The sequence below is a fragment of the Pseudoalteromonas sp. XMcav11-Q genome (genome assembly GCF_040104525.1).
Lineage (GTDB): Bacteria > Pseudomonadota > Gammaproteobacteria > Enterobacterales > Alteromonadaceae > Pseudoalteromonas.
Genome location: NZ_JBECOX010000002.1, coordinates 1 through 25721, shown reverse-complemented (window position 1 = coordinate 25721; position 25721 = coordinate 1). Strand labels below are relative to the sequence as shown.

Genomic DNA, 25721 nt, shown 5'->3' with positions numbered 1-25721 from the left:
CCTTACCTTTGATATTCAACCACCAGCTGATGCTCGGTGCGCAAGTCAAACAGCCATTCTTTCCTGTCTATCGGATTATCCCGTACACTCTGAGTATGAACTCGCTCTGTCTGCTCAGCGATGAGATCTGCCCTGTCACCCTGCCAGTAGTAACTCACGGTTTTATCCGGTTTAAGCCAAATTGAATCGGCCTGCTCAGTACCTAGTATCGTCGGGAACTCATGATCTAATGCCGCTTTTAGCGATACGTTTTCAACTAAGGTCGGGCACAGCGGTGCTGCTAATGGGCAAGATTTACGTCCCAAGTACAACATATATTTAGGCCGTAACAATGCAGCGCGGATCACCTCTAACGAGTACGTTGAAGAGCTCGATTCTAGCGCAACAACCCACAGCCCGCTTTCCCGGTAATCACGGTTTGACAGTACGGTGTTTACCTTTTTCGACTTAACCAGTTCGTCACGCCGAGTGTATAGCCGCACTTTTTTATCTTCACTCGGTACTTGCGCTGTATGAAAGTCTCTGAGCAAGCTACCCGCATTGTACTGTTTAACATGGCAGCTTAACGCTTCGTTTAACGTATTTAAGTCGGCTTTATCTTCACGCTTAATGCCAAGCGCAGCAGCAACCAAACCAAGCAATGCGCCTCGTGTCGGGCGAATATTGGTGGGTCGGTCGCCGCCCACAGCCGCGTCTCCCCAACTGGCTAAAGGCCCGTATAGTCTGATCACCAAATAATTACTGGTTTTCATAGAGACCCCATTAATCAGCAGCAAAAGCCTGCAAAGACTTAAAGTTGCCTTCACCTGTTAATACATTGATAGATTGACGACTATCTGCACAAGGCTCATAAACAGAATCAAAGTTCTCGATTTGGCTTTCTAAACGCTGAACAGCGATTTGCGTCACGTTCTCACTCTCGTCAAGGGCCTTTACAGGGCTTACAAAAGCACTTGCAAGTGAACGAGGCTGCTGTTCCCCTTTTTCTACCAGAATGTAAGAGGCATAAGCATGAGATGCAAAACTATTTTGTTTGCCTTTTGGTGAGATTTTCGCGATGCATTCAAGCAAAGAAGCAATGGTTTTGTTGGCAAGCACTAAATCACCAGAAAGGTTATCTACCAACTGCTCTTTATCAATACAGATATAGTTGTACAGCACCGCAGAAGCAAAACCGCTGTCACCAATATGCGCAGCACCTTGATCTCCCTTTCCTGCATTGAGATCGTCTACCGCGGTAAAGTAGTCACTTTCTACCGTGACATTTTCAACACTGATTGCATGTGCAACCTGACACGCAGCTTCAACGTTAAACTCCGGACTCGACGCCAGCATGCGTCCAAACAAAGCAATATCTGCGGCTTGGTTTTCTGCTTTAAGTAGTTGCAACTCGTCTTTTTGCGGTCCGCGATTTTCTGTTGCTAGTTGATCTGCTAATGCAAATACCGCTGTTTTTTCGCTGGGGCTAATGTGTGCCAGCTGCTCAATCTCCAGCGAATCTTTTTTACCTTTGCCAAAAACTCCCGCGATCTCAATTGCCCAAGCTTTGGCGTCTTTCTCTTTTACTTCTTTTTCTATCAAGTAGTTGAATACTTCAACGCCAAGTTTTTTGGTTCTAGTACCAATGTGATCAGCTAAGCTCGTTTGAAATACGTCACTCACCCGCCAATTGCGCTTTGAACTTTGCGAACTGACTCTCAGCCTTTCAAAGCCACCAAACTTGGCTGTTTTCGGTCTACCGGTTTCTTCCCTGTTCAGATTTGCAGGTGCGTATGATGTAAGAGTGTGGATCTGAATAAATTTGCTCATCGTATTTTCCTTATTTATGCCTTGTTCGCTACATCTTTGTAATAGTCCATCGCCCAGCGTACGGCGATCCGCTTGTCAGCCCGTCTGGGCGCCTGATAATTGTGTTCTTCAAACCAGCAGGCGATGTCGTCTGCTAGGCTTAAAATGTTTGTTTTATTGTTCAACTGGGCCAGAAGACGGCTCAATTGTGTAACAAATTCCTGCTCGTTTTTTGCAGCCTGAAGGTTCTGAAATCGCAACTCACTGACTACAGGCTTATCTGCGCCCTCTTCCACATGCCCTAAGTCTCTGGCAAAGGTGCCACGCTCATGATGGCTCCGCACCATACTGAGGCTTTTGGCTATCACGGCAAAGCAGGGCATCACCCAGCCCTTTTTATGATTGTGTATCTCGACGGGTAGCGCCTGCCATAGTGCCGAAAAGCCCTGAGTGAGATAAACGTCGTCCAACCTGGAAGCACGCTTAAGCTGGGCACGAAATACTGTTGGCGCTGGCCTGATACTTAACTCAGCCTGAGTTGCCTCATCATCCGACATAGAAACCCACCAGCGAAACACGGTATGAAATGCATCCCAGCTAATTGTATTGAACAGCTGACTTTTTGGTTTGTAATTAAGCGTCATTGGCTTGTGCCTCCTTGTCTTGTGTCTTTAGGTTGTAACGCCGTTTAAAGTCTTTACTTATTTTCTTCCCATGTAACCAGGCGGTCAGCTTCTGTCTTGCTGCCACTTTTCTGGCAATGGCTTTGTTATCCATGGAAGTGCTCAATACCACCTCGTCAAAAATATCTAACGCTGTATTGAGGGCACGATAGAACCAGCGCTTTGCGTCTTCACTTCGTAGCTCTCCCTCAACACAAATAGCCTGAGCTGCAATAAAAAAGTCGCGCTCGCTGCGCTGCCAGTAACTCAGCGTATGCTGGGCCAGATCTGCCTTTACATCTTTTGGCCTATCGAACAGCGCTTCTTTAATTAAGGTACGCATCATGCTGCTAAATTCCATGGCAATCTGAATTGTCTGATTGAGGTCGTGGATCACGCTTGCACGCTTAGCCTCGTCTAGAAAAAACACCGGAAACTGGCTGTCATACCAACCTCTGGCTTTCATATTGTCCATATCAAAGCCAAATGCCCAGAGTCTGGGTTGCTGGTCAACATAGTCCATTTTGATATCGTAAAACTCGTCTATCACTTTGGCTGGATGGTTGCCTTCTCTCTCATTGGCGAAACACAAGGCGTGCCATTGCTTATACTGAATGCCACCGGGCTGCCCTTTACTGGATAGGTTATCTTCATGTGGCTTTTTAGGATTACTGCGATAATGCGTGAGCGGATGCCACCAACTCCCTGCATAGTTGTTGCCATAATTCGTGGTGGCAAAAGACTTCACCAGTACATCACATTCATGGCCTGTCAGTGAACAAGTGCCTAGTGATTCCTCTGGCTGTAACCGTATGCGTCTCGGCATTGCCCAAAAATGTGTAAGAAAGTGTGCATCTTTAAAAAGCACTTCTGTGCCTTTCTCTTTACTGACTTTGGTATCTGTAAGCCAAGGGAAGATTTTCCCACTGTGCAGTTGCGCATCATTTGCCTTTGGCGCAATACAAACATTCAACCACAGTTTATGCCACAAGCTCGTCGACTCTTCATTGGGTAGTATCAAGGTCGTCAATGGTCCACCACCGCGTAAACCCGTTCTGTAGCCAACGCCCCCCGCTGGCGCATTAATCTGCAAGGTGAATAATGCAAGCGCCGCCATTTCTGGGCTCATCGCTTCAACCTGACCACGTTTTATAAAATGATCTACATTATTTTTAAGCGTGTTGTCACCCGGCGTTTCAATCAACAAGGTGTTGACGTTCTGCGTGCCCGCACTTTGTAACGGATCTAAATCCTGCATAAACAGCGGGCCATCACCAAACAAATTAAATGCATGTGCCGCTTTACTGAACGTCTCTGACAGCGCCTGCTCTGAAGGAGGTGATTCATACCAGTTGTACCAGTCTTCTCCTTCCTCGGGAGAACAACAGGTTTGCAATAAGCTAATGGTAAACTGATACGCTGCTCCGTAAAAATCGGCGCGTGGCAAAGCAAAGTCAACCACATCGGGGTTTGCTATCGCCGATAAAGGCAACTGCGTGATAGAGTTATCTCTTAGCCGATAATATAGCCAAGGGTCCTGTACTAAATTATTCATACCATTTTCCCTAATTGAAATGGGGTCAAGCCCCTTAAATAGGCTATTCACCAACCTCTGTTAGCCCTTTAAATGCATCATATAAAAATCGTTCATCACTTCCTTGCAACCAGCATTGCTTATATTTGAGTGAAGGATAACGCTCCAGCAACCTCTCCAGTTGCTCACTGTATTCATTCGGAATTGGGCTCAGCTTTTCGGCTATGCGCTTTTGATCGACGCGTATTTCACTATGCTGTAGCAGGTGTTTTTCGGTGCAGCCTTCAGCATAGAAGGCCATATTCCCAGATTGATCAAGCTTTAGCACCACAACCTGAATACTGACTCTGTCACTGTATCGGGTGCTTATCTCTAGCTCTTCCCCCATCCACACGTTACCCGCCTGTCGGCAGTAGCCTTCTTTCCAATCCAGTTTCTGAAGCGTTGCCTGATTTTCCATCGCTTGAGTTTGCGCCTGATACTCGCTGTGATAACAATCCAGATCTACTGGTCTGGTGTTTAGCGCAGCCTGGCTGTAAACGCTTTCGATCAAATGGCGTGCATCCTCCGGTAAATACAACCCGCCTTTCTCTCTTAGCACTTTTTGCGTAAGCCATATAATGGCTGGGCTCCGGTAAACGGCGGCCGTACCAGGGTGGCTTTTGTGTAACCAGTCTTTTTCTGGCTCGCCTTGCCACTCAGGGCAAAATACTTTCAATACAGCTGGCGGACGTTTATCTTCTGACAGTGCGGGTTGGTAATTGCCGTGTTCATCTCGGATATGGCGTTTAAGTCGCCCAGCACGCTGTATTAAATCGTCAATGGGGCAAATATCACTGAGCATAAAATCACAGTCCGCATCAATTGATTCTTGAAACACCTGAGTTGAAATCAATATTTGTCCCAGTCTTTGCTGTGTTGTGCTTTGCTTACCCAGTCTACCAAGCACCTCTTTTTCCTTTTGTTTTCTGTCGTATAAGGTAAAGCGACTATGGAACAAAGTGATATGTGTTTGCGGGTAACGCTCTGAGAGTAAAGTATATGCTTGCTGCGCATCCGCGACCGTATTACGCACCCAAACCACAGCCTCGCCGCGTGATGCTCTTGCCACTATCTCTTCAATACAGGCCTGCTCACAGTGGAAAAACTCAACCTGCACGGATTTGTGATTTCTGGGTAAGCTTTCCACTGGTTGCTCATTTAATTTCCCTTGTTCATTTACCCAGGTTGCGAGCGGAAAGCTTGTTTTTTGAGTGCACTCGGGAGATTCAAGACCCAGCTCTTCTTGCCAGATCTGGCAAAGCCTGTTGCGTCTTTCTAGCGGCAAGGTCGCAGTAAGCAGGATCACACTGCCGCCAAACCGTAAATGAATACGTAAAAGATCTTCTAGCAAAGTGAACATATATTGATCTGCGGCATGTACCTCATCAAGCACTAGAATTTTACGAAACAAACCATGAAAACGTAGCGTGCTGTGTTTGGAGGCTAAAACCGATAGCAAAGGCTGGTCAACCGTGCCAACGCCAGCATGAGCAAGCAGCGCCTTCTTTTTAGAGTCTGCGTACCAGATATGGCATGCCTGACTTGCTGTTTCATCAGCTTTACCATATTCAAGATCGGGGAGTTGCTCTGTAACTAGTGACTCCTGATAAGCGTCCTCCATCATACTCGCGCCGTGTGCTAATACCAGACTGGCTTTTTTTCCATCAACGGACATCATTTGTCCGTAATGCTGTGCGATACGATGGTACATGGCACTGGAGGTAGCCATAGTCGGTAAACCAAAGTAAAAGCCATCCGCAGCCTTCGCCTGCATTAAACGATGCAATAAGATTAGCGCCGCCTCGGTTTTGCCTGCACCCGTTACATCTTCCAGAATAAACAATTGTGGTGAAGGGCCGACAGGCACTTGCTCAGCAAACGACTGCAATGGCGTAGGTGTACTAAAGCCAAAATGCTTAGCGGTTGACTCATAAGGGAAGACCTCTACCTGACTGGTCAACTGCCTATTTGTAAGCGCTTTATGTGCCTGTTTTACAGCTTCGAGCCAGTAAGCTTGTATATCCATCGGCTCGGAGTGATATGTGAAATACTGAGTATCTGAGCCCAACCAGTCAGCAAGAGTGCACAAACCAGCAAGGTGCCAACTAGCATACCTTAGGTGCTCGCGCCACACTCTATCCGAAAACTTTTCCGTTGGCAGATCATCAGCAAATAACTCAAGGCAATACGCTATGAACTCTCTACAAGCCTGGTAATTTTCATCGACACAATAGTCTTCTATTCTGCTACCAAATTTGTGCGCTACAACTGGCTCACCGTGATGACCAAAAACACAATTCAGCATGACTCGCACCGAATCTATCTTTTTAAATGCCTGCGTTACTTCGTCCGGTGCACCTTCAATTTGCTTGGCGCAGCTTTTCCAAAAATGATGGCCTAACCCATCATGTCGGGCATCTGTTGCAGAATAAGGTTCTCTCGACTTTTTCTGGCTTAAATTACTGTCACTAAATTCTGCTAGGTTTTGAAATGCTGAAGAAAATTTACCCAAGTCGTGAATGGCAACAAAGAATCCGACCAAAGACTTAAACTGTGGAATAGTTAACCCCAGAAACTCGGCCGAATCTTGTGTAAATTGCTTATTCAAATCCAGATAAGTCAGTGCAACCGCCGCCACATCTAGGCTATGAAATACAAGTAGGTGATAACGGTGAAAAGTTTCGCCCTGTCTGGCGATTTGCCACCCTTTTTTGCTCGCAAGTGCTTTGAGGTGATCGACAGAATTAACGCCTGGATGGCGCTCAACAATATCTTGTAATGACTCGCCATTAATCTCACTCATGCAGTAATCTACCTCGAGTGGCTTTTTAGCTTTGCCCCAATATTTGAACATTAAACTGTTTAGATCTGTCATATTGCTCTGGTCCTTGCTTTCAATACACTCAGCTTACGACGCGAATAAAATACCGACAATCCTGCGATTGCAACCAGTAAAAAAATTACCCGGTCTGGTGCGCTTGTTTAGCTGTTCCATAACAACCTTCTGGCCCTCAGCTCTCTATAGCAGGCTGGTTCCATCACAATTTGCTGTGCTTCCGGGTGTGGGTGCTGAACATCTAACCTCAAAATGCTGATCAGGTAGTTGATCAATGCAGCGTTGGTTTTAATTTGCTTTTGGTGGTTGTGCATATCAAAGTCGTGAGCGATAACTTGCTGGGCGTACTCGCTGAGTCTTGGGTCGGGGATTATGGTTAAGGTGACTTCCTGCTGCCAAGCTTCGTCGTCTTTTTTGTACTTTTGTGCTTTGCTGATAAATTCTGGGGAGGCAGAGACGATACGCGATAATGAAAAGTCTCTAAAGCCTTTGGCTTTTTCACAGTAGGCTCTCAGATGATAGCGCAGTCCAGAGTTAATCAGCGTGTGAGGGCGGATCACGCGCTCGGTTTCACCGCCTTCTTTTATAGACTGATAGCGAATATCCAGCACGCTTTGTCGCCGACAGGCATTCAATATGGGCCGCAAAATGGTGGGATTAAGCTTTCTGTGTGGTAATGCCAGCGAAGTAATCGTTGAGGAACTCAGATTGTGTATGTACTGTTCCCCAGTGAGACTAGTATACTCAGTAAAATCCTGAGAGATATAATTAGGTGTAAAGGGGCTTGCCAGCACATAAGCTTTTTCAGACTCATTATAGCTTGCGGCAATCTGATAACGCTCAATAAAGTCGGTGACATAACGCCGTGCGCTGGGCCTTGAAAGCTTAAATTTGCTCTGGAAAGTACCGGTCTGGATTTCTCCCTGCCAAAACAATACCGCTTCAATATATCTAAAATACAGCTCTTCCTTAGCCTGCATAAAACACTCTGGTAAAATTTTCGTAAAATAAATGTATCAGAACAAACAAAGTAAGTCTTTGACCTGAGACAAACTGACAGTGAAATCACGCTAGCATTTTTTTGATGGTAGATTAATAATCAACTATGGCGGCAGTGTTTCCAATGGGTAACGGTTATATGCAGTTTATATATGATGTGAGTTCGAGTCTCACCCTGTCACCACTTCCAGCCAAGCTGTCCACCGCCTCTTTCCTACTAAAATGTTCTACTGGTTAGCCCCGTGCGTACAGGGGCGAAGTAGGACCGAAACACCGTTTCACAGCCTGCTAAGGTGAGCGCATGGATGCGTGAGGGATGCTGCTTCACGGACGAATACAGCACATGATTCAGACCTGAATAACTCAGGTTTAGCCCCGAGTGTACGGGGAACACTGCAGGTCAGCATCCAATTCTACGGAAACCCGCGGTTTAGCCCCGTGCGTACGGGGAACACATTTGCTTGTCTTTACCTTCTGCGCCATCGGCCGGTTTAGCCCCGTGCGTACGGGGAACACATAAAGCCAATCAATGATGAACTCTACAACTTCGGTTTAGCCCCGTGCATACGGGGAACACATGTCGTGCGAGCCGTTGAGTTCAAATTGAAACGGTTTAGCCCCGTGCATACGGGGAACACCATTTTCAGCGATTGCATCGCGTGCCAATGAACGGTTTAGCCCCGTGCATACGGGGAACACTACTGGTGTTATTGGTGGTTTGGCGTGATGTACGGTTTAGCCCCGTGCATACGGGGAACACTTCTTTCGGGCAGTCGTCACCCTCACATGGTTCGGTTTAGCCCCGTGCATACGGGGAACACACTAGGCACATTTAGCGCTAATCAATTCATTACGGTTTAGCCCCGTGCATACGGGGAACACGTAGGGAGTTGGTAACGGCCAATAAGCGTAAACGGTTTAGCCCCGTGCATACGGGGAACACATAAATGTAAAAACATACCGTTACATATAGAGCGGTTTAGCCCCGTGCATACGGGGAACACTACAAAACCTGCAATTATTTATCACTACACATCGGTTTAGCCCCGTGCATACGGGGAACACGGCGGGATATTGAGATAAATAGCTACGGTGAGCGGTTTAGCCCCGTGCATACGGGGAACACGCGTAGCTGGGGGCTCGCTAGTGACAATCACACGGTTTAGCCCCGTGCATACGGGGAACACTTTTTGCACTTTCCATAATTAGCATTATAATCCGGTTTAGCCCCGTGCATACGGGGAACACTATGGCGCTTGGTTATTAACACCCGCGTTAGGCGGTTTAGCCCCGTGCATACGGGGAACACCTTCGAGTTTCGATGTCGGGTCGTTGTTAACGCGGTTTAGCCCCGTGCATACGGGGAACACACGCTGACACAGCCGTTGCAAGCGCTTCGTTGCGGTTTAGCCCCGTGCATACGGGGAACACCATATCACGGGCTAATTGCTCGATGACAAGCGCGGTTTAGCCCCGTGCATACGGGGAACACAGTGACGCATTGCATGTTAATTCCTTACTTCGCGGTTTAGCCCCGTGCATACGGGGAACACTCATCCACATCACCACTGGTTAGGTCTGCGGGCGGTTTAGCCCCGTGCATACGGGGAACACGCCGTCACATCATCCTTGCTAGCAAATGATTTCGGTTTAGCCCCGTGCATACGGGGAACACGTGGTGCGACTAAAGCGCTGGTTCTTTAATTCCGGTTTAGCCCCGTGCATACGGGGAACACCAGCAACAACAAGAACTGCGTAACCTTGCCAGCGGTTTAGCCCCGTGCATACGGGGAACACTCTAATACTCAGCTAGAACAAACCATGTATGGCGGTTTAGCCCCGTGCATACGGGGAACACCTTCACGACCACGCTTAACGTAGTGAGGATAACGGTTTAGCCCCGTGCATACGGGGAACACACGCTTTCATAGCCGTTGGCTGCCAAAATCGACGGTTTAGCCCCGTGCATACGGGGAACACATCTGTTTCTGATATCAATGAAATCAGTTTCGCGGTTTAGCCCCGTGCATACGGGGAACACTTGAATATCAGTAATCATTGTGTAGTTTACATCGGTTTAGCCCCGTGCATACGGGGAACACATTGTTGTGCATCAGATCAGTATGCACACGGCCGGTTTAGCCCCGTGCATACGGGGAACACTAATGGGTGGGCTGATTGACAAAGTTGCCCAGCGGTTTAGCCCCGTGCATACGGGGAACACTCTAAAGATATATCACTGTTTCTATTAACAAAAATCACCATTGCAATTTTCACCAAAAATATTGGGTACAAATTCTACGTATGTTTACTCGGCTCAATTGTTAAAGATCGGGGGTTTCTCTTGAAATAATGTATAGCCAACAGACTAATAAACTTCACTATACTTGCTCAGCAAAATCGATGAGTTCCTGTCCTGTTAGGCGATAAATAATCCACTCGTTTTGTGCTTTAGCACCGATGCTTTCATAAAAGTCGATTGATGGTTTGTTCCAGTCAAGTACCACCCACTCAAAGCGACCGCAATCCTTTTGTAGTGCAAGTCTTGCGAGATATTTCATGATCCCTTTACCTGCACCAACACCGCGCTTATCTTGTGATACATATAAGTCTTCAAGATAAAGACCGTGCTTGCCAAGCCAAGTAGAATAATTAAAGAAATACACTGCAAACCCGATTGCTTCGCCATCTAGTTCACAAATAACGCTGTGTGCTCTGGCTTCTTTACCAAACAGTTTCTGTTCTATTTCTTCCACGGTATTGAGCACGGCATCTGGCTCTTTCTCATAAATTGCAAGTTCGTTGATAAAGTGCAGTATCGTCGCGGCATCAGCTACTTCTGCTGGGCGAATTGAAAGGCTCATAATGGCTCCTGTATGTAGGTTTTAGTCAGCTTAACAAATTGTAAAGGGGGATGACAGCACCTTTCAGGCAGCAGCAAAGTGAACAAATTCTCCAGCTCGTTCGTATAACAAGCCAACTGATTTTTATTATAGGACGAGGTTAGTATGCAAAGGGTCATCTTTGCCTTTTTGATGTTGCTATTCAGCACTCTGGGTTTCGCAAGCACCAGTACTCTTGTCAATCAATTTATAGAAAACCCTCAACAAGTCGGCAAAACAAGTCGAATGACCTATTTGTTTTGGGATGTTTATGATGCCAGCCTTTATGCCCCCCAAGGAGTCTACTCTCAAGATCAGCCTTTTGTGTTGGCATTAAGATATTTACGCGAGCTAGACGGCAAAGAAATAGCAAAACGATCACTGAAAGAGATAGAGAAACAAGGGTTTACTAACTCAAGTCAAGGTGAGCAATGGCTGGCAGAAATGGAAAAAATTTTTCCCAATGTCTCTAAAGGCACAATGCTATTTGGCGTAAGAACACCCGGGGGAACTACGCAGTTTTACCAAGATAAAAAGCTTATTGGCGAAGTGAAAGATTCGGAATTTACGACCCGCTTTTTCAATATTTGGCTCGGTGAAAAAACCTCCGAACCTGCCATGCGAACTGAACTTTTGGGCCTGAAATGAGAATAATTAATGCTCCTTTTCCCTCAATTTCAACATCAATACTTTGTTCAACAGGACATAATAGAAGCAATAGCACTCAAAGAGGCCTCAAGCCTAAGGAGAAAACAATGCGCATCACTCTTGCAGTACTCACCTTACTTTTATTGTCGGCTTGCAGCTCCGGGATTGACGGTAAAAAGTACGCTACACTTAAACCGCAATTTGACCCCTACGAGTTTTTTGTTGGTGATGTAAAAGCGTGGGGAATAGTCCAAGACAGAGATGGCAACTTAGTTCAACAGTTTACTGTCGATATCAAGGGCTCTATTAACACCAAGTCTGAACTTATTTTAGATGAGTCCTTCAACTATTTGCTCGGCGACGGGGTTCAAACGCGAGTTTGGACTATTACAAAAGCTGCAGGCAATAAATATACCGGCCGCGCCGACGATATCCTCAACTCAGCATCAGGCGAAACCTTCGGCAATGCAATGAATTGGCAGTATAGAATGGACCTACCCGTTGATGATACCAGTTATGAAGTACACTTTGATGATTGGATGTGGTCTTTTGACCAAACCACCCTTATGAACCGCTCTTATATCGAAAAGTTTGGTATTGTGATGGCCGAAGTAACAATATTTATGCAAAGGCAATAATAATTACGCCAAATCAACTTCAATTTAACCTTCTTACTCGTGTATTTGTCTACAATTTGTAGACAAATACACCGACTCCACTAAAATCCACACTATTCTCGTAGCACGACTAGTGCCCAACACTGAGAAGTGCTCAATAAAAAATGCCGCACCAAAAAGTTTTATTGCTGAGTAAAGCGCAAGAAACTGCGGCAAGATCGTAGCTAATAAGAACCAATAGGAACCCCCACCATGATAAAGAAGATACTAGCTGGAGCCGTAGCGCTTGCGCTTGTCGGATGTGTTAATACCGAAAATGAACAATCCAATAATGCGGCATTGACACAATCTGTGAAATATCCAATCACTAAAACAGGCACCGTTGTAGACAACTACTTTGGCACGCAAGTAGCGGATCCATATCGCTGGTTAGAAGACGATAAAAGTGCAGAAACCGCAGCGTGGGTAAAAGCACAAAACGAGGCAACACAGGCATATTTATCGCAAATTCCATATCGTAAAGACATCGAAAAGCGCCTCACCGAACTACTTGATTACGAGCGTGTTTCTCAACCTTTTAAACACGGCAACTATACCTATTTCTACAAAAATGATGGATTGCAAAACCAAAGTGTTTTGTACCGCCAAAAAGAAGGTGGAGAGGCTGAGGTATTTTTAGACCCAAATACCATGAGTGAAGATGGCACAACATCGCTTGCAGGATTAAGTTTTAGTAAAGACGCTTCATTGGTGGCTTATCAAATTTCCGAAGGTGGAAGTGACTGGCGTAAAGTGATTGTGCTTAACGCCGAAACAAAAGAGCAGGTTGGTGAAACGCTGGTAGACGTTAAGTTTAGTGGTATTTCGTGGTTTGGTAATGAAGGCTTTTACTACTCAAGCTATGACAAACCTAAAGGCAGTGAACTTTCTGCAAAAACTGACCAACATAAGGTGTATTACCACAAGATTGGAACACCTCAAGTTCAAGACAAGGTCATTTTTGGTGCCACTGATGCGCAAAAACACCGCTATGTTTATGGTGGTGTAACAGACGATAAAAAATATTTGGTGATCTCTGCTGCGGTATCTACCTCAGGTAACAAGCTATTTATTCGTGACTTAAGCAAACCAGATAGTGACTGGGTAACAATTTTAGATCATACCAACTCTGATACCAGTGTGATCCACAGTGAAGGCGACACATTGTTCCTAAGCACGAACTTAGATGCGCCGAACCGTCGTATCGTTAAAGTTAATGCGAAACAGCCACAACCAAAAAACTGGCAAGATGTGGTCCCAGAAACCAACAATGTACTATCGGTTTCAACAGGTTCAGGTTACCTATTTGCGACTTACATCAAAGATGCAATTTCATTGGTAAAACAATATGACTTCACAGGTAAGCTGATCCGCGATATTGCGCTTCCAGGTGTAGGCACGGCGAGTGGATTTAGTGGCGAAGAAGACGATAAAGTGCTCTATTACTCATTTACTAATTACAAAACACCGAGATCTATCTTTACTTTTAATGCAAAATCTGGCGTCAGCGAATTATATAGCTCAGATAAAGTAGATTTTGATTCAGATGCTTACGTGTCTAAACAGGTTTTTTACACCTCGAAAGATGGCACCCGCGTACCGATGATCATCACCCATAAAAAAGGGCTGAAACTGGATGGTAACAACCCAACTCTGTTGTACGGTTATGGTGGGTTTAATGTCAGTCTTAAGCCTTACTTTAGCCCTACACGTGCAGCTTGGTTGGAGCTAGGTGGTGTTTATGCTGTAGCAAACTTACGTGGCGGTGGCGAATATGGCAAAAAATGGCACAAAGCAGGTACTCAAATGCAGAAACAAAACGTCTTTGATGACTTTATTGCTGCAGGCGAATACTTAGTATCTGAAAATTATACTTCAAGTGAAAAGCTTGCAATTAACGGTGGTTCGAACGGTGGTTTGTTAGTAGGTGCAACGATGTTGCAACGTCCAGATTTATTCAAAGTGGCTGTACCTGCGGTTGGGGTACTTGATATGCTGCGTTACCACACGTTTACAGCTGGAGCTGGCTGGGCTTACGATTATGGTACAGCGGAAGACAACAAAGAGATGTTTGAATACCTGAAAGGTTATTCACCTGTACATAACGTAAAGGCTGGCGTAGATTATCCAGCAACCATGATCACAACAGGTGACCATGACGACCGCGTAGTACCTGCACACTCTTACAAGTTTGCAGCTGAGCTACAAAGCAAACACACAGGTCCGAATCCAACGCTTATTCGTATAGAAACCAATGCCGGACACGGCGCAGGCACACCAATAAGCAAGACGATTGAACAGTATGCCGATATTTATGGCTTTACGCTTTACAATATGGGAATTAAGTCTCTTTAAGCATAAGCCAAGCTTGAAAAGCCATCTGTAAAAACAGGTGGCTTTATTCAAATAAGAACTTATCTATGATCAGTTGCCAACAGTATGATTATATCGAGCTGGCGTGCCTAAAACGCCTAGTGGTTACTATTGAGATGAAAGGTGGTGAAGTTGTGCGTGGCAGCTGCAAAAACACGACTATAGTCGAGGCTCAGGAGTGTTTAGTTTTAGAACAAGAAAGCCAACCAGTCACCGTGGTGCTGACAGAAATTGCCAGTATCTCGGCCGATACTGACAACCCCTATTTTACTACATTAAGATTTTAGTGATAACGCCATAAAAACACTTAACGGGTTGTCGCGGTACATACCAAAGCGTTCACATCGCTCAAATCCCAAGCTCTCATAAAGACTTATCGCACTGGCTTGCTTAGAGCCGGTTTCCAGCCGAATAAGTGGGATCTGCGCTTCACCTGCATAGTGAAGCAAAATTTGCATAATACGTTTAGAAAGCCCTTTACCTCGATAGCTAGGTTTTACGTATAAGCGTTTAATTTCACCGTATAAGGTTTTATCAAACTGCTTTACAATCGCACCGCACGCTACAATGCCCTCTTCATTTTGTAAGCCAACGGCATACACGTTAGGTTGGTTAATTTCTTCTATTGATAAAGACTGTGCACTTGCGATTGGATATAAGCTGTTCATAAGCTTATCGATTTCAGAAAACACCGCGACTACTTGTGGGTCATCTGACTTTAACTGAATTAATTGCATACCTGCCTCTGAGAAGTAAGGCCAATTTGTCCTGCGCCCATAAACTGAGCAATATTATTACTATTCTGACCGACGTCAAACTATACCGAGTTAGAAATAATAAGCAAATTATCGAGGTGAGATGATAAGCTGAATGCCTGCGGAAATTTGATAATATCGCTATAAAAATAAAGTAACAATCTGTTTTAAATAAATAAAATATAAGAACTCTGAACTGTTACAAAGTGTAAGGTGATGGTATGAATTAGATACTTTTAGGTAAATAAGAATTTTTCATTCTTATTCTGTCTGGCGAGCATCATGCTTTATCGCGCCGCTCTTAAGCATTGTTACTTTGGTTTCTACAGACTGTTTGCTCTTGCTTGGAAAGCTCAGTAAAGTCAGTAATAACAACACGCTTGTTAGCGCTACAATCAGCGGAATAGAGGTATGCGAACTTGTGTGTGATGCTCTATGGGGCATAAACAAACCTACAAAAATTAATTTGTCTTCCCTAAAAACCAATCCCTTTTAACCAAAAACAAAAATAGCACTTAGTTAAATATGATTACTTTTTATCACACCTAAACTTTTAGTGCTATATCACTTCAAAAAAACATCAAAAAGTATTAATTTAATCGTTTACTAATGACGTTGCTGTTCATTCACTTTCCACCTATCCAACTAACGGGCCTCAACCAAAGTTATTAGCTTGCAGCTTGAAGGTTGAACTGTTTATTCACTAAGCTTTGGTAAAGCGAAGAGTGTTGCATCAAATACTGATGATCTCCCTGTGACTCAATCTCACCTTTGTTAATGACGATAATATTATCAGCATCCATAACCGTACTGAGTCGATGCGCGGCGATAATTGTAGTACGACCTTTTTTTGCATTTTTCAGGGCAATTTGAATAGCTGCTTCACTTTGTGAATCAAGGCTTGCCGTTGCTTCATCCAACAGCAGCAATGCAGGGTCTTTTAATAGTGCTCGCGCTAATGCAACTCGTTGCCTTTGTCCGCCAGACAAAGTAATGCCACGCTCACCAATTTGAGTATTCAACCCATCAGGTAGTGTCGCTATAAACTCTGCTAAATCGGCCGTGGTAATGGCATGCTGTAATTGTTCATCATCTATTGCCTCAAAAGCACCGTAGACCAAGTTTTCATATAAGGTGCCGCACAACAGCGGGCTCTCTTGCGCAACGTAGCCAATTTGCGCTCTTAAATTGGCTCGGTCTAACTCTTCAACATTAAGCCCAGCAATTTCAATGTAACCACGTTGCGCCTGATAAAAGCCCTGCAACAAAGCAAAGAGTGTAGACTTACCAACTCCTGATGGCCCAACTATAGCGGTCGTCTTTCCACTTAAGAATTCACAGCTCAAGCTTTTAAATACCGGTTTATCATTAGCATAACTAAAAGATAAATTGCGAAAATAAATTGACTTATCAGTCAGGCTAATCGTATGACCACTTTCATTTGGTGGTGTCGTTGCTAAGATCTCATTAATACGAACGGCCGCTCCTTTTGCTTTATTAAAAGCGGCTACCACCATGCTTAACTGCCCCATCGGCAACACAATGTTCAGTAAAAACATAATAAACGCAACAAAAGCGCCTAGGGTCATCGCACCGTTGGCAACCCTTGATGCGCCAAACCCTAGTACTAACACTATCGAAGCCATGATCACTAAATTCACCAATGCGCCCATGGTAGCTAAGAGCGTATGTTCTGACATTGCGGTTTTATAGAGTGACTTCAATTCATTGTTATTATTTTTAGCTTCTGTTTTCTCTGCACCTTGTGCTCTTATTAAGCGGATATTAGCAAACAGCTCGGTTAACCTTCCTAGCATAGAGGCTTCAGTATCTTGTAATGACTTAGACAGATCCGTCAGTCTTACGGAAAACGGTAAGATAATCAGAAAACTAACCGTAACAGCACTGAGCATCACGAGTGTCATTTGCCAGTCTAAAAACCATAGAATAATAAAAGAACCAAATAATGAAACTACACCAGATATAAAAGATACAGACTGCTCACTCACTAGGTTTTCAATAATTTCAGTGTCTTTTACGATGCGATTCGCCGGCTCCCCAGCCCTTGTGTTATCAAAGAAAGAAACAGGCAAACGAATGAGGTGCTGAAAAAGGTCTCCGCGTAATTTAAGCTTTTGCTCATTGCCAATTTTACCCATGATATAAGTCATCAACCCTGTTAGCACAGCGGAAAATACTAATACCATAATTAATATGACTACCTGTTCATTTGAAAAATGACCATTTTCTCCAAGTTCTTCCAGCAGATTTTTCGTTTGCAAAGGCACCAATAAACCTAAAATACTAGAGATCAGTGTAAACAAAACCAGAGTTGATAGTAATAGGCGACTTGGCCGCGTACGCCTGACTAGTTGAATTAGAGATGATGTATTGTTCATAATTATTATGTCCCCGTTGAATAGACAACATAATAATTGACCAAACTTTAAATTTAGTCAATTTAAAATTGACCTATTGGTCATTTTTAAATTGACTGTATACTGCAATGTGAACAGGAGGAGCTATGTCTGATAAGCGGAAATTAATACTAGCATGCGCGGAGCAGTTACTTTTAGCTGAGGGCGATAGTGCCTTTAGCATGCAAACCATCGCCAATAAGGTGGGCATTTCGAAAGGTGCTATCTACTTACACTTTAAGTCAAAAGACGAACTACTATTAGCCGTTTTTGAGAGTCAAACAGCGGATCTGCTGGATAAAATAAGAGCGATATTAGAAAGTGATAAATTGACTCCAATTGCCAAGTTAAAACAACAAATCCGCTTCCAGCACGAAGATTTACAGCAGTACCAAGCGATGTTTCAGCTCTTATTGCAGGAGGAGTCACTGAGCTTTTCAAATAACTTGATCATGTTCTATCAAGAGTTTCGCTTAACGTGGCTTACGCTACAGGAAGGTTTTTTACTTGAAAACTATGGCGAGCAAGTTCGTCCATGGAAAACCGATCTTGCGATGACCCTTGATGGCATTATTGCTAATTATCTTTCGCTTCCCGTGATTGAAGGTATTAATTTCGACACTGAAAAGCTGGTTAATTGGGTAGTCTCATGTATGGACTCAATTTGTACAGCGCTACCAAATCAAGCACTGTTGCCGGTATTAACCGAGCAGGACTTCCCGTCCCAAAAAGAGATCGAAGCCAAAAAACGACAACTCCACGAACAAAAAATCCAACAAGCTTTTATACAGCTCCAAGAAAAGTCTCAGAAGCTAAAACTCACACCACAAAAGCGTGAGATCGTAGACCACACAATCGCTCTATTGGAAGCTCAACTACAAAGTAAAAACCCCGATACCGTATTAATCAGGGCACTTATCGCAGGACTTAGAGACTACAGAGGGTTAAATACTCAGCGCCAGCTGCTCGCAGAAAGACTCAATGTAGAGGCGGTGTAAACCACTGAGTAATGTGGTACTCATACGGTTAGAGGAAAGCAAAATCTTGCTTTACACTGCTGACTATTTTTCTTTTAAGAATAAGACTCTCTTAATCAATCCATCGACGACTTCATAGGTCGCGATGGCTTTATAATTTGATTTATATTCCTCACCATCACGCATTAGACAAAACTCTATAACCTCAGTATCTACAACAAAGCGCCCTTGGATCTCTCTGTTACTTATTTTGGCGCTCAGGCAAGTGACCCTATTAAAAAGCTGTGTATAGGTTTTCTTCAGTTTTTCTTTCCCGGAATACGCTATTCCACCAGGAAAGTAGTGAATTTCTACATCATCGTGATACGTTGCGACGAATGCATCTATATCTCGCTTGTTATAGGCCGCTACCTGTTGCTCAACAATCGCGGTGATATTCTCCTCATTAGTCAGGTCTTGCTGTGCATAAGCTTGGCCACTATACGTAAGTGCGTTGAGTGAGCCTGCGATGACCACTGATAAATAACGTTTCAACTTGGAATCCTTTTATTATTTTTAACCATATCACCCTTTTTGGGGTACAAAGACATATTACAGTTTATAGACTTGATATAGCAAATCGCTTAGTCTCAACGTGAAATCCGTCATCGTTTATAGCCGATTCTTTCTAAGCCATTCGCTCAGTTCAGTATTACCGTGCGCATCGGTATGCCTGTGGGTCTCATGAATACGGTACTTAGACTCAAACTTCTACGATCTACAAGCTTTACACATTCTCCTAAACCTCTCTAGATTGACCACAAATCCAGCAAGTTAATCATGAACTGCTATATTGTTTTATGAGGATATTATGGGGGGATACGATGCTAACAGCACTAAAAGACAGTATGCCAATTTTGATTGTTACATCTGAGTGGTATGTCAGTCACACAACCGCCGTTGCGGAAAAACTGTTCGCTCCCGTCGATCACGTCATCAATAAACACCTTGAAGACTTATTCATCTTTCCTTTATGCGTAGAAGAACAGCAAAAGACGATTGCTGATGGTTCTTTGATACAAGTGTCGTTGCGCACATCACCAAACGTACAATTTTTGCTGTCGTTTTATGATGTTCGCAGTAACGAAATATTTGTACATATTGCCGAGCTCTCTACTTATTATTGTCAAAATCCATTAGAAGACGAACAAACTCGAATTTTGCGCCACGCCGTTAACAGCGCAAACCTAGGTGTTTGGTGCTACGACCTCCTAAACAAGACTGCGTATTTTTCTCCTAAGTTCAAATCGCTGATAGGTCTCCCGGCCTCAGCAGAGCTTGACTGGGACACCTTAAAAAGCATGATTTACCAAGAAGATCAGCCGCTATTTGCCGAGCTACTCGCTCACCATATTGAGCAAGGACTTATGCTGCATTTTGAGTTCCGACTTGAGGTTAGAGGAACAATTCATTGGTTTGAATTTAAGGGAGAGCAAGTTAAGTATTGTATTCGCACACACAGTGTTTATGGGATTTTAGCTGACTGTACTCACGAAAAAGATATGTTAGTCGCATTACATGATGCAGAAGAAAGTAAAGAACTTGCGATGCAAGCGGGGAAAATAGGTACTTGGCGAGCAATACGAGTAGCGAATCAATGGATCTGGAATTGGGATCATCAGGCCAATGATATTTTTAAACTTTCGGAAGACGATATTGGCAATTTACATCTTTGGGAAGCAAGCCTTCACCCCGACGATAAAATACGTGTTACGCAAGCGCTAGAAGCCTCATTGAATTCAGGCAAAATCTTTGAACAGCGCTATCGCGGCCTGCTTAACGACCAGGACATTGTTGTAGTGTATGCCAAAGGTGTTGTAGGACTTGATGAACAGGGTCAGCCAGCACGTATTGATGGTGTTGTTATCGATCAAACCGATGTATATATTGCCCAGAAAAAGCTCCAACACATTAATCAAGAGTTAGAACAACGCGTCGCAGAGCGCACCGCCGATCTTGAAGCCGCGATTATTAAAGCCGAGCAGGCCAATCGCACTAAATCAGACTTTTTGTCCATGATGAGCCATGAACTCAGAACCCCAATGAATGGTATTATTGGCTCCTTAGATCTCATGGCGCTCTCAGATCTAGATGAAGATAACCAAGAACTCTTAGAAACTGCGTCTATTTCAGCCAATAATTTAGTCTCAATATTGAACGACATTTTAGACTTAGCCAAAGTTGAACAAGGGAAAATGGAGCTTGAAAGCTACCCATTCTCCCCTTCCAAAATGCTCAATAACATTATCAAAACCTTCGAAGCCCACGCGCGCGACAAATCAGTAAAATTAACGGTGCATGAGGACATAAAGCTACCGCTAGAAGTGATTGGCGATGAAAATAGAGTGCGGCAAATTATCTTTAACGTTGTCAGCAATGCCATCAAATTTAGCGTTGCAGATAGAGAAGGCGGCGCGAAAGTCACCATCAATGTGCACTGGGCGTGCGAGGGCGTAGCCTTATCTCACTTGATATTTAAGATAGAAGACAATGGTATTGGCATTGCACCGGAAGTCCAAAAGAAACTGTTTACCCCCTTTACACAAGCCGAACGCTCTATCACGAGAAAGTACGGCGGCACCGGATTAGGGCTTGCAATATGTGGCAAGCTTATTGACTTAATGGGCGGCAAGGTCGCCTTAAAAAGCAAATCCGCTGAAGGCTCAACTTTCACCATTACCATTCCTATTTGGCGTCCAAGAACACAGCAGCAACCCAATATTATATTTAATACGCTTTATTGGTTAAGTGATGCGCCTTGGCAGAGTTCGTTGGCGCTGACTCAGTTGTACAATGCCTGCACGCATTTTTGCGATGAGATCAAAGTCATCGAGTCACCCAGTGAAATCAAAGAGACTGACGATACTGCACTTGTTCGTGCTGTCACAACGCAAGCCGCCCCCTCTGCAGAGCAAATACGCTCACCTATTCCAGAGTTAGTATTTGTTGATGAAAAGGCGTTTGCTAACTTGAACAGTACAGCGTTAACCACACCAAAACCAATTGCACCGCAGACTCAATACGCTATCGGCCAATTATTGAGCAAGCTGAAAGTAAGTCAGCAAAGTGACGAGACTGATTTAGGTGAATTAAACGATCTCAGTGAACTAGATGCGCTCCTTTCACTAGACGATAAAGTATCTAGCCCTACCGATGATGAATCGGATACTAGTGGTAAGCAGCATATACTCCTTGCCGAGGACAACCCCTTTAACCAAAAACTCATCGTCAAACAGCTTTCTAGACTTGGAGTTTCCTGTGATATCGCCAATAACGGCAAAGAGGCCTTGGCGATGTATAAAAGCCAGCAATATCAGCTTTTGTTGACGGATTGCCATATGCCGGAGATAGATGGCTATGAATTAACTAAGTTAATTCGCGCATTTGAGTCCAAAGAAGAGCGCAGCGCCATTCCTATTGTTGCCGTCACAGGCGCTGCTATGAAAGGGGATAAAGAGCTTTGTTTAGATAGTGGCATGAATGACTATGTTAGCAAACCGGTGCGATTACAAGAGCTTAAAAACACCTTAGGTAAATGGTTAGATATGGACTTTACACAATGAGCAAAACCCTCAACCCTCAGGTGCTTATCGATTTAATCGGTGATGATTTTGCTACGGCAAAAAAGTTTTACACCGACTTTCTAGTACAATCGAAATCTAGTTGCGCAAAAATTAAAACTGCATACCAAACCCGTGCTTTTCAAGCTTTAAAAGACGAAGCCCATTACCTCAAAACCTCCGCCAAAGCAGTAGGTGCAGAGGTACTAGCTGAACATCTACAGGCGTTAGAGTATTCGGCACTTGATAACAACACCACTGAGTGCGCCGAAAAAATAAAAGCGATACACCATGAGATCGGCAGCGAGTTTGTTCGAGAATTAAAAGCCTATTTAACCTCTCAGTCGCAAAATTAAAGCGCAATCGGCTGCTCAGCGATAGCCGCTTTGAGCCCTGCGCGCTCGAACTTCACAACATCTTCTTGATGCTGGTAGTGATAGACCCAAATATTTTTAATGATGTCTTCACGATAGCTCATCAACAACTCATCAAGGGAGCAATGGCTGGGATTAGTTGCAAGACCACAGTCATGAAAAATAACTTCGCCGTTACTGACGTGATGATGGAGCAGCTCAGGAATCGCCTTAGTATCACCACTGTAAAACAAGCTACCAGGGAGATGTAACGAAAAAGCGCTATTGGGCTCATGATGACGAACGGCATAACTATGTATACGTTGCCCACGATGAAGAAAGCTTTCTGAAATTGGAAATAAACGAAAGACCTGCCAAACACCACAGTTACCTTCGCTTAGCCCAGTGTAGGCGAGCATATTACACAACCCAACGATTAACTCTGCTGGGGCATATAACGTGATTTGGTGCTGACTCAATGCTGCCTGAAAGTAAAGCTGCTCCAATCCACTAACATGGTCATAATGAAGGTGGGTGATAAACACAGCATCGGGTAATGACGAAAAATGCTTTTTATAACGCGACACCGTATCAAAGCCACAATCTATCAATAACCAAGGTAGGCCTCTGTGGGTCAATACACAGGCAGAGCACCCGAGAGTTGTAGCGCTGGCGGCACTTCCAACTCCTAAAAAGACTGCTGCGTCTGGTTTACAGTGACTATCAACGAATGATTTCGGATTGACAGCGTGTAGTTCGGTTGTGTCTTTCATTGCACTGTTAGGAAAATAAACAAACAATAGTGCCAGACTACATTGTCGAATTTACAACCACATGACAGTCATATCTGCAAACTTTTGGTTCAGCTCACTATTTGATTTCGCTATTTTGACCACTCAAAAGTTCGCTACCTTCTTAATCTATTGATTTTTTTATAACTTCATTCTGGTATAACTATTGCTGGATGATAACATCATGTCATCACCACTATGGAAAATAACAACAATGAAAAAGCTCTTCACCAGTTTAGCTGCACTTAGCCTTTTATCTGGCTGTGTTGTGCATATCTCTCCAAGCGCAGCAGCAACCAAAACACTCCATAAATCTTTGCAACTCAACGCTGCAGACATCAGCAAACTTGATGCAAATACCACCTCGGGTAATATCCAGATCATTGGATACGACAATCAACAAGAGATCCAAGTGGAAGCCTCCGTGTTAACCACAGAAGCAGAGAACTACCAACTTACATTGGAAAAATCAGGTGATACCGCCATATTGGTGGCCGACTCAGATACAAGTTCTGGTGTACAATGGTATCGCAATAATAGCCCTAGAATTGACTTAACCATCACCATGCCAAGCCAACTTGCGCTAACACTTGATGACAGTTCGGGGGATATAGCCATCAAAAATATCAAAAGTTTTATCAAACTAGATGATGGCTCTGGCAATATCACGTTGGAAGGTATTCAAGGTGCTGAAATTGATGACGGCAGTGGCAATATCCATATCACTAACGTCCAGCAACTTGTTATCGACGATGGTTCTGGCGACATAACTATAAAGGGATTAGTCGATACACTAGAGTTGGAGGATGGCTCGGGTAATATTGATGTGACTGGCGGCACAGATATCAAAATAGAAGATGAGTCTGGCGATCTAACCCTTCGCGGTTTTAGCGGTAACGCAGATATCATCGATGGCTCTGGCGCACTGGTTGTTGAAGGCGGACGCAATATTAAAATCGATGATGAATCCGGTAATATTCGAGTTCGTCACGCCCAAGGCGATGTCACTATCGTTGATGGTTCGGGCAATGCGGATATCGAAGCAGTGAAGGGCCACGTTCAAATAGAAGACGGCGCTGGAAATATTCGTGTGGTAAATGCCGGTTCCTTGACCATTACCGAATCAGGTTCAGGCTCGGTGAAAATAGATAGGATAGTTGGAGCCGTAAAGCTAGATGACTAGCTGAATCACTTTAGTGTGGAGCAATATACGATTGTTCCACACTAAAGTTCAACATTAACTCGAGACTATGTGTAAAGTCAGATCGTCCTCTTGACAGGTTTCTACGCCCATCCATGGGCTTCTTTGATGCCTAATGACAAGGCACTCTCTCATCCCCCAACAAACTTAACTTCTCGGCGGGTGAACCGTCTCCTACAACACTATTTGCACTGTGAATTAGGAAGCATTCTGCGATGATAGCTTTTGCAATGCTTTAAAGCAGCTTAATCGCTAAAATCGTAGACGATCTCACAAGCAACGTATTCTCCCTCCATCACACCCGAAAAGCATAAGTCGATATGCAATGTGCCGACAGGATGTCGGCCAAGCCTTGTCTGGCACAAGGACGTACCTTACAAGACGGTTGCACTATATCGGCTTAGGGTTTGAGGATTGAGTGTGATGCTGGGGCGACGTTTTCTTGGTTCGTTCTTTTTCGTCGTTTAAAAAGAATGAACGAGGAGCGCATGGATGCGCTTTGATACGAGCCATGGAGGGTAAGGCTAATATGTCCTCCTGACGGATTTCGACGCCCATCCATGGGCTACGACTATCTTTTCTTTGCTTGCCCAAAGAAAAGGTAGCAAAAGAAAAGGCACTCCCAACATCACACTGACTCCTCAAGTAAATTGCCAATATGAACGTCACCGCGGTGTAAGGGCCATCCTTGGCCCTGTCACCGCTTTTCACGCATCCATGCGTTGAAATGACTCATTGGCAATTTACTTTCAGGTGTGATGAGGGAGATACAAGGCGCTGATAGTTTTGTTTGGTGCTTGCAGGAAAATTAGCTGCTTTTGAGAGAAAAACTAGTGCACACGGCCAATACCACACCAGAAAATATAACTGTTCGGCGAGTGAATCACCTCCCACAAAACTATTTAGACTGTTAATTAGGAGTTCACACCGATCGTTTTTGTGGTGCTTGTAAGCTAATTAGCTACTTTACTGGATAAAACCAGAACTAACAGACAGCGCGATTCCCCCCTCCATCACACCCGAAAAGCATAAGTCGATATGCAATGTGCCGACAGGGTGTCGGCCAAGCCTTGTCTGGCATAGGGACGTGCCTTACAAGACGGTTGCACTATATCGGCTTAGGGTTTGAGGATTGAGTGTGATGCTGGGGCGACGTTTTCTTGGTTCGTTCTTTTTCGTCGTTTAAAAAGAATGAACGAGGAGCGCAT

General features: G+C 44.2%; 19 protein-coding genes and 1 CRISPR repeat array. Of the genes, 8 read left to right on the top strand and 11 right to left on the bottom strand.

The window, feature by feature from the left end; translation table 11 throughout:
• Window positions 1–2: 2 nt before the first annotated feature.
• From cas5e to ABMY45_RS03585, 7 genes are all read right to left on the bottom strand, one after another.
• Entirely contained in the window at window positions 3–752 is a 750-nt protein-coding gene (gene cas5e / locus ABMY45_RS03615) for a type I-E CRISPR-associated protein Cas5/CasD (protein WP_206471718.1), read from the bottom strand.
• 10 nt (window positions 753–762) lie between these two features.
• Window positions 763–1809 (bottom strand): type I-E CRISPR-associated protein Cas7/Cse4/CasC, encoded by a 1047-nt coding sequence (cas7e, locus tag ABMY45_RS03610; RefSeq protein ID WP_206471717.1) that lies wholly within the window; start codon window positions 1807–1809, stop codon window positions 763–765.
• Window positions 1810–1823: 14 nt separating this feature from the next.
• Window positions 1824–2432, bottom strand: coding sequence for a type I-E CRISPR-associated protein Cse2/CasB (casB, locus tag ABMY45_RS03605; RefSeq protein WP_211865358.1), 609 nt, complete (start codon window positions 2430–2432; stop codon window positions 1824–1826).
• Entirely contained in the window at window positions 2422–4005 is a 1584-nt protein-coding gene (casA, locus tag ABMY45_RS03600) for a type I-E CRISPR-associated protein Cse1/CasA (RefSeq protein WP_349288406.1), read from the bottom strand. The genes casB and casA overlap by 11 nt, the downstream gene beginning before the upstream one ends.
• A gap of 43 nt (window positions 4006–4048) precedes the next feature.
• A complete protein-coding gene (gene cas3, locus ABMY45_RS03595; protein ID WP_206471714.1) occupies window positions 4049–6901 on the bottom strand; it encodes a CRISPR-associated helicase Cas3' in 2853 nt (950 codons plus the stop codon).
• Window positions 6902–7008: 107 nt separating this feature from the next.
• Window positions 7009–7842, bottom strand: coding sequence for a WYL domain-containing protein (locus ABMY45_RS03590; protein WP_206471713.1), 834 nt, complete (start codon window positions 7840–7842; stop codon window positions 7009–7011).
• Between the two features lie 384 nt (window positions 7843–8226).
• Window positions 8227–10085: direct repeats of the CRISPR family, unit length 29 nt; unit sequence CGGTTTAGCCCCGTGCATACGGGGAACAC.
• 157 nt (window positions 10086–10242) lie between these two features.
• A complete protein-coding gene (locus ABMY45_RS03585) occupies window positions 10243–10725 on the bottom strand; it encodes a GNAT family N-acetyltransferase (protein WP_010603960.1) in 483 nt (160 codons plus the stop codon).
• 144 nt (window positions 10726–10869) lie between these two features.
• Here ABMY45_RS03585 and ABMY45_RS03580 point away from each other — a divergent pair, with 144 nt between their 5' ends.
• From ABMY45_RS03580 to ABMY45_RS03565, 4 genes are all read left to right on the top strand, one after another.
• Window positions 10870–11391, top strand: coding sequence for a chalcone isomerase family protein (locus ABMY45_RS03580; RefSeq protein ID WP_206471708.1), 522 nt, complete (start codon window positions 10870–10872; stop codon window positions 11389–11391).
• A 107-nt stretch (window positions 11392–11498) separates the two neighbouring features.
• The gene (locus tag ABMY45_RS03575) at window positions 11499–12029 is read left to right on the top strand and encodes a DUF3833 domain-containing protein (protein ID WP_010603962.1); all 531 of its coding nucleotides are present in this window, start codon (window positions 11499–11501) and stop codon (window positions 12027–12029) included.
• Between the two features lie 231 nt (window positions 12030–12260).
• Entirely contained in the window at window positions 12261–14402 is a 2142-nt protein-coding gene (locus ABMY45_RS03570; RefSeq protein ID WP_349288405.1) for a prolyl oligopeptidase family serine peptidase, read from the top strand.
• A gap of 65 nt (window positions 14403–14467) precedes the next feature.
• The gene (locus ABMY45_RS03565) at window positions 14468–14707 is read left to right on the top strand and encodes a Rho-binding antiterminator (protein WP_174169687.1); all 240 of its coding nucleotides are present in this window, start codon (window positions 14468–14470) and stop codon (window positions 14705–14707) included.
• Here ABMY45_RS03565 and ABMY45_RS03560 read toward each other — a convergent pair.
• Entirely contained in the window at window positions 14696–15157 is a 462-nt protein-coding gene (locus tag ABMY45_RS03560) for a GNAT family N-acetyltransferase (protein WP_010603965.1), read from the bottom strand. The two genes, ABMY45_RS03565 and ABMY45_RS03560, sit on opposite strands and share 12 nt — an antisense overlap.
• Before the next feature lie 686 nt (window positions 15158–15843).
• Window positions 15844–17574 (bottom strand): ABC transporter ATP-binding protein, encoded by a 1731-nt coding sequence (locus ABMY45_RS03555; protein ID WP_206471705.1) that lies wholly within the window; start codon window positions 17572–17574, stop codon window positions 15844–15846.
• 125 nt (window positions 17575–17699) lie between these two features.
• Here ABMY45_RS03555 and ABMY45_RS03550 point away from each other — a divergent pair, with 125 nt between their 5' ends.
• Window positions 17700–18590: a TetR/AcrR family transcriptional regulator gene (locus tag ABMY45_RS03550; RefSeq protein ID WP_349288404.1), complete on the top strand. Its 891-nt coding sequence runs from the start codon at window positions 17700–17702 to the stop codon at window positions 18588–18590.
• Window positions 18591–18653: 63 nt separating this feature from the next.
• Here the strand turns inward: ABMY45_RS03550 and ABMY45_RS03545 are convergent, their stop codons facing one another.
• Window positions 18654–19103, bottom strand: a complete 450-nt coding sequence (locus ABMY45_RS03545) for a nuclear transport factor 2 family protein (protein WP_206471703.1) — start codon at window positions 19101–19103, stop codon at window positions 18654–18656.
• A gap of 329 nt (window positions 19104–19432) precedes the next feature.
• Between ABMY45_RS03545 and ABMY45_RS03540 the strand changes: the two genes are divergently transcribed.
• Window positions 19433–22171: an ATP-binding protein gene (locus ABMY45_RS03540; protein WP_349288403.1), complete on the top strand. Its 2739-nt coding sequence runs from the start codon at window positions 19433–19435 to the stop codon at window positions 22169–22171.
• The gene (locus ABMY45_RS03535; RefSeq protein WP_010603970.1) at window positions 22168–22524 is read left to right on the top strand and encodes an Hpt domain-containing protein; all 357 of its coding nucleotides are present in this window, start codon (window positions 22168–22170) and stop codon (window positions 22522–22524) included. The genes ABMY45_RS03540 and ABMY45_RS03535 overlap by 4 nt, the downstream gene beginning before the upstream one ends.
• On the opposite strand, the gene ABMY45_RS03530 is transcribed toward ABMY45_RS03535, so the two are convergent.
• Window positions 22521–23294, bottom strand: a complete 774-nt coding sequence (locus tag ABMY45_RS03530; RefSeq protein ID WP_349288402.1) for an MBL fold metallo-hydrolase — start codon at window positions 23292–23294, stop codon at window positions 22521–22523. The genes ABMY45_RS03535 and ABMY45_RS03530 overlap by 4 nt on opposite strands.
• Window positions 23295–23526: 232 nt before the next feature.
• On the opposite strand from ABMY45_RS03530, the gene ABMY45_RS03525 reads away from it, so the two are divergent.
• Window positions 23527–24495, top strand: a complete 969-nt coding sequence (locus ABMY45_RS03525) for a hypothetical protein (RefSeq protein ID WP_349288401.1) — start codon at window positions 23527–23529, stop codon at window positions 24493–24495.
• Window positions 24496–25721: the final 1226 nt, after the last annotated feature.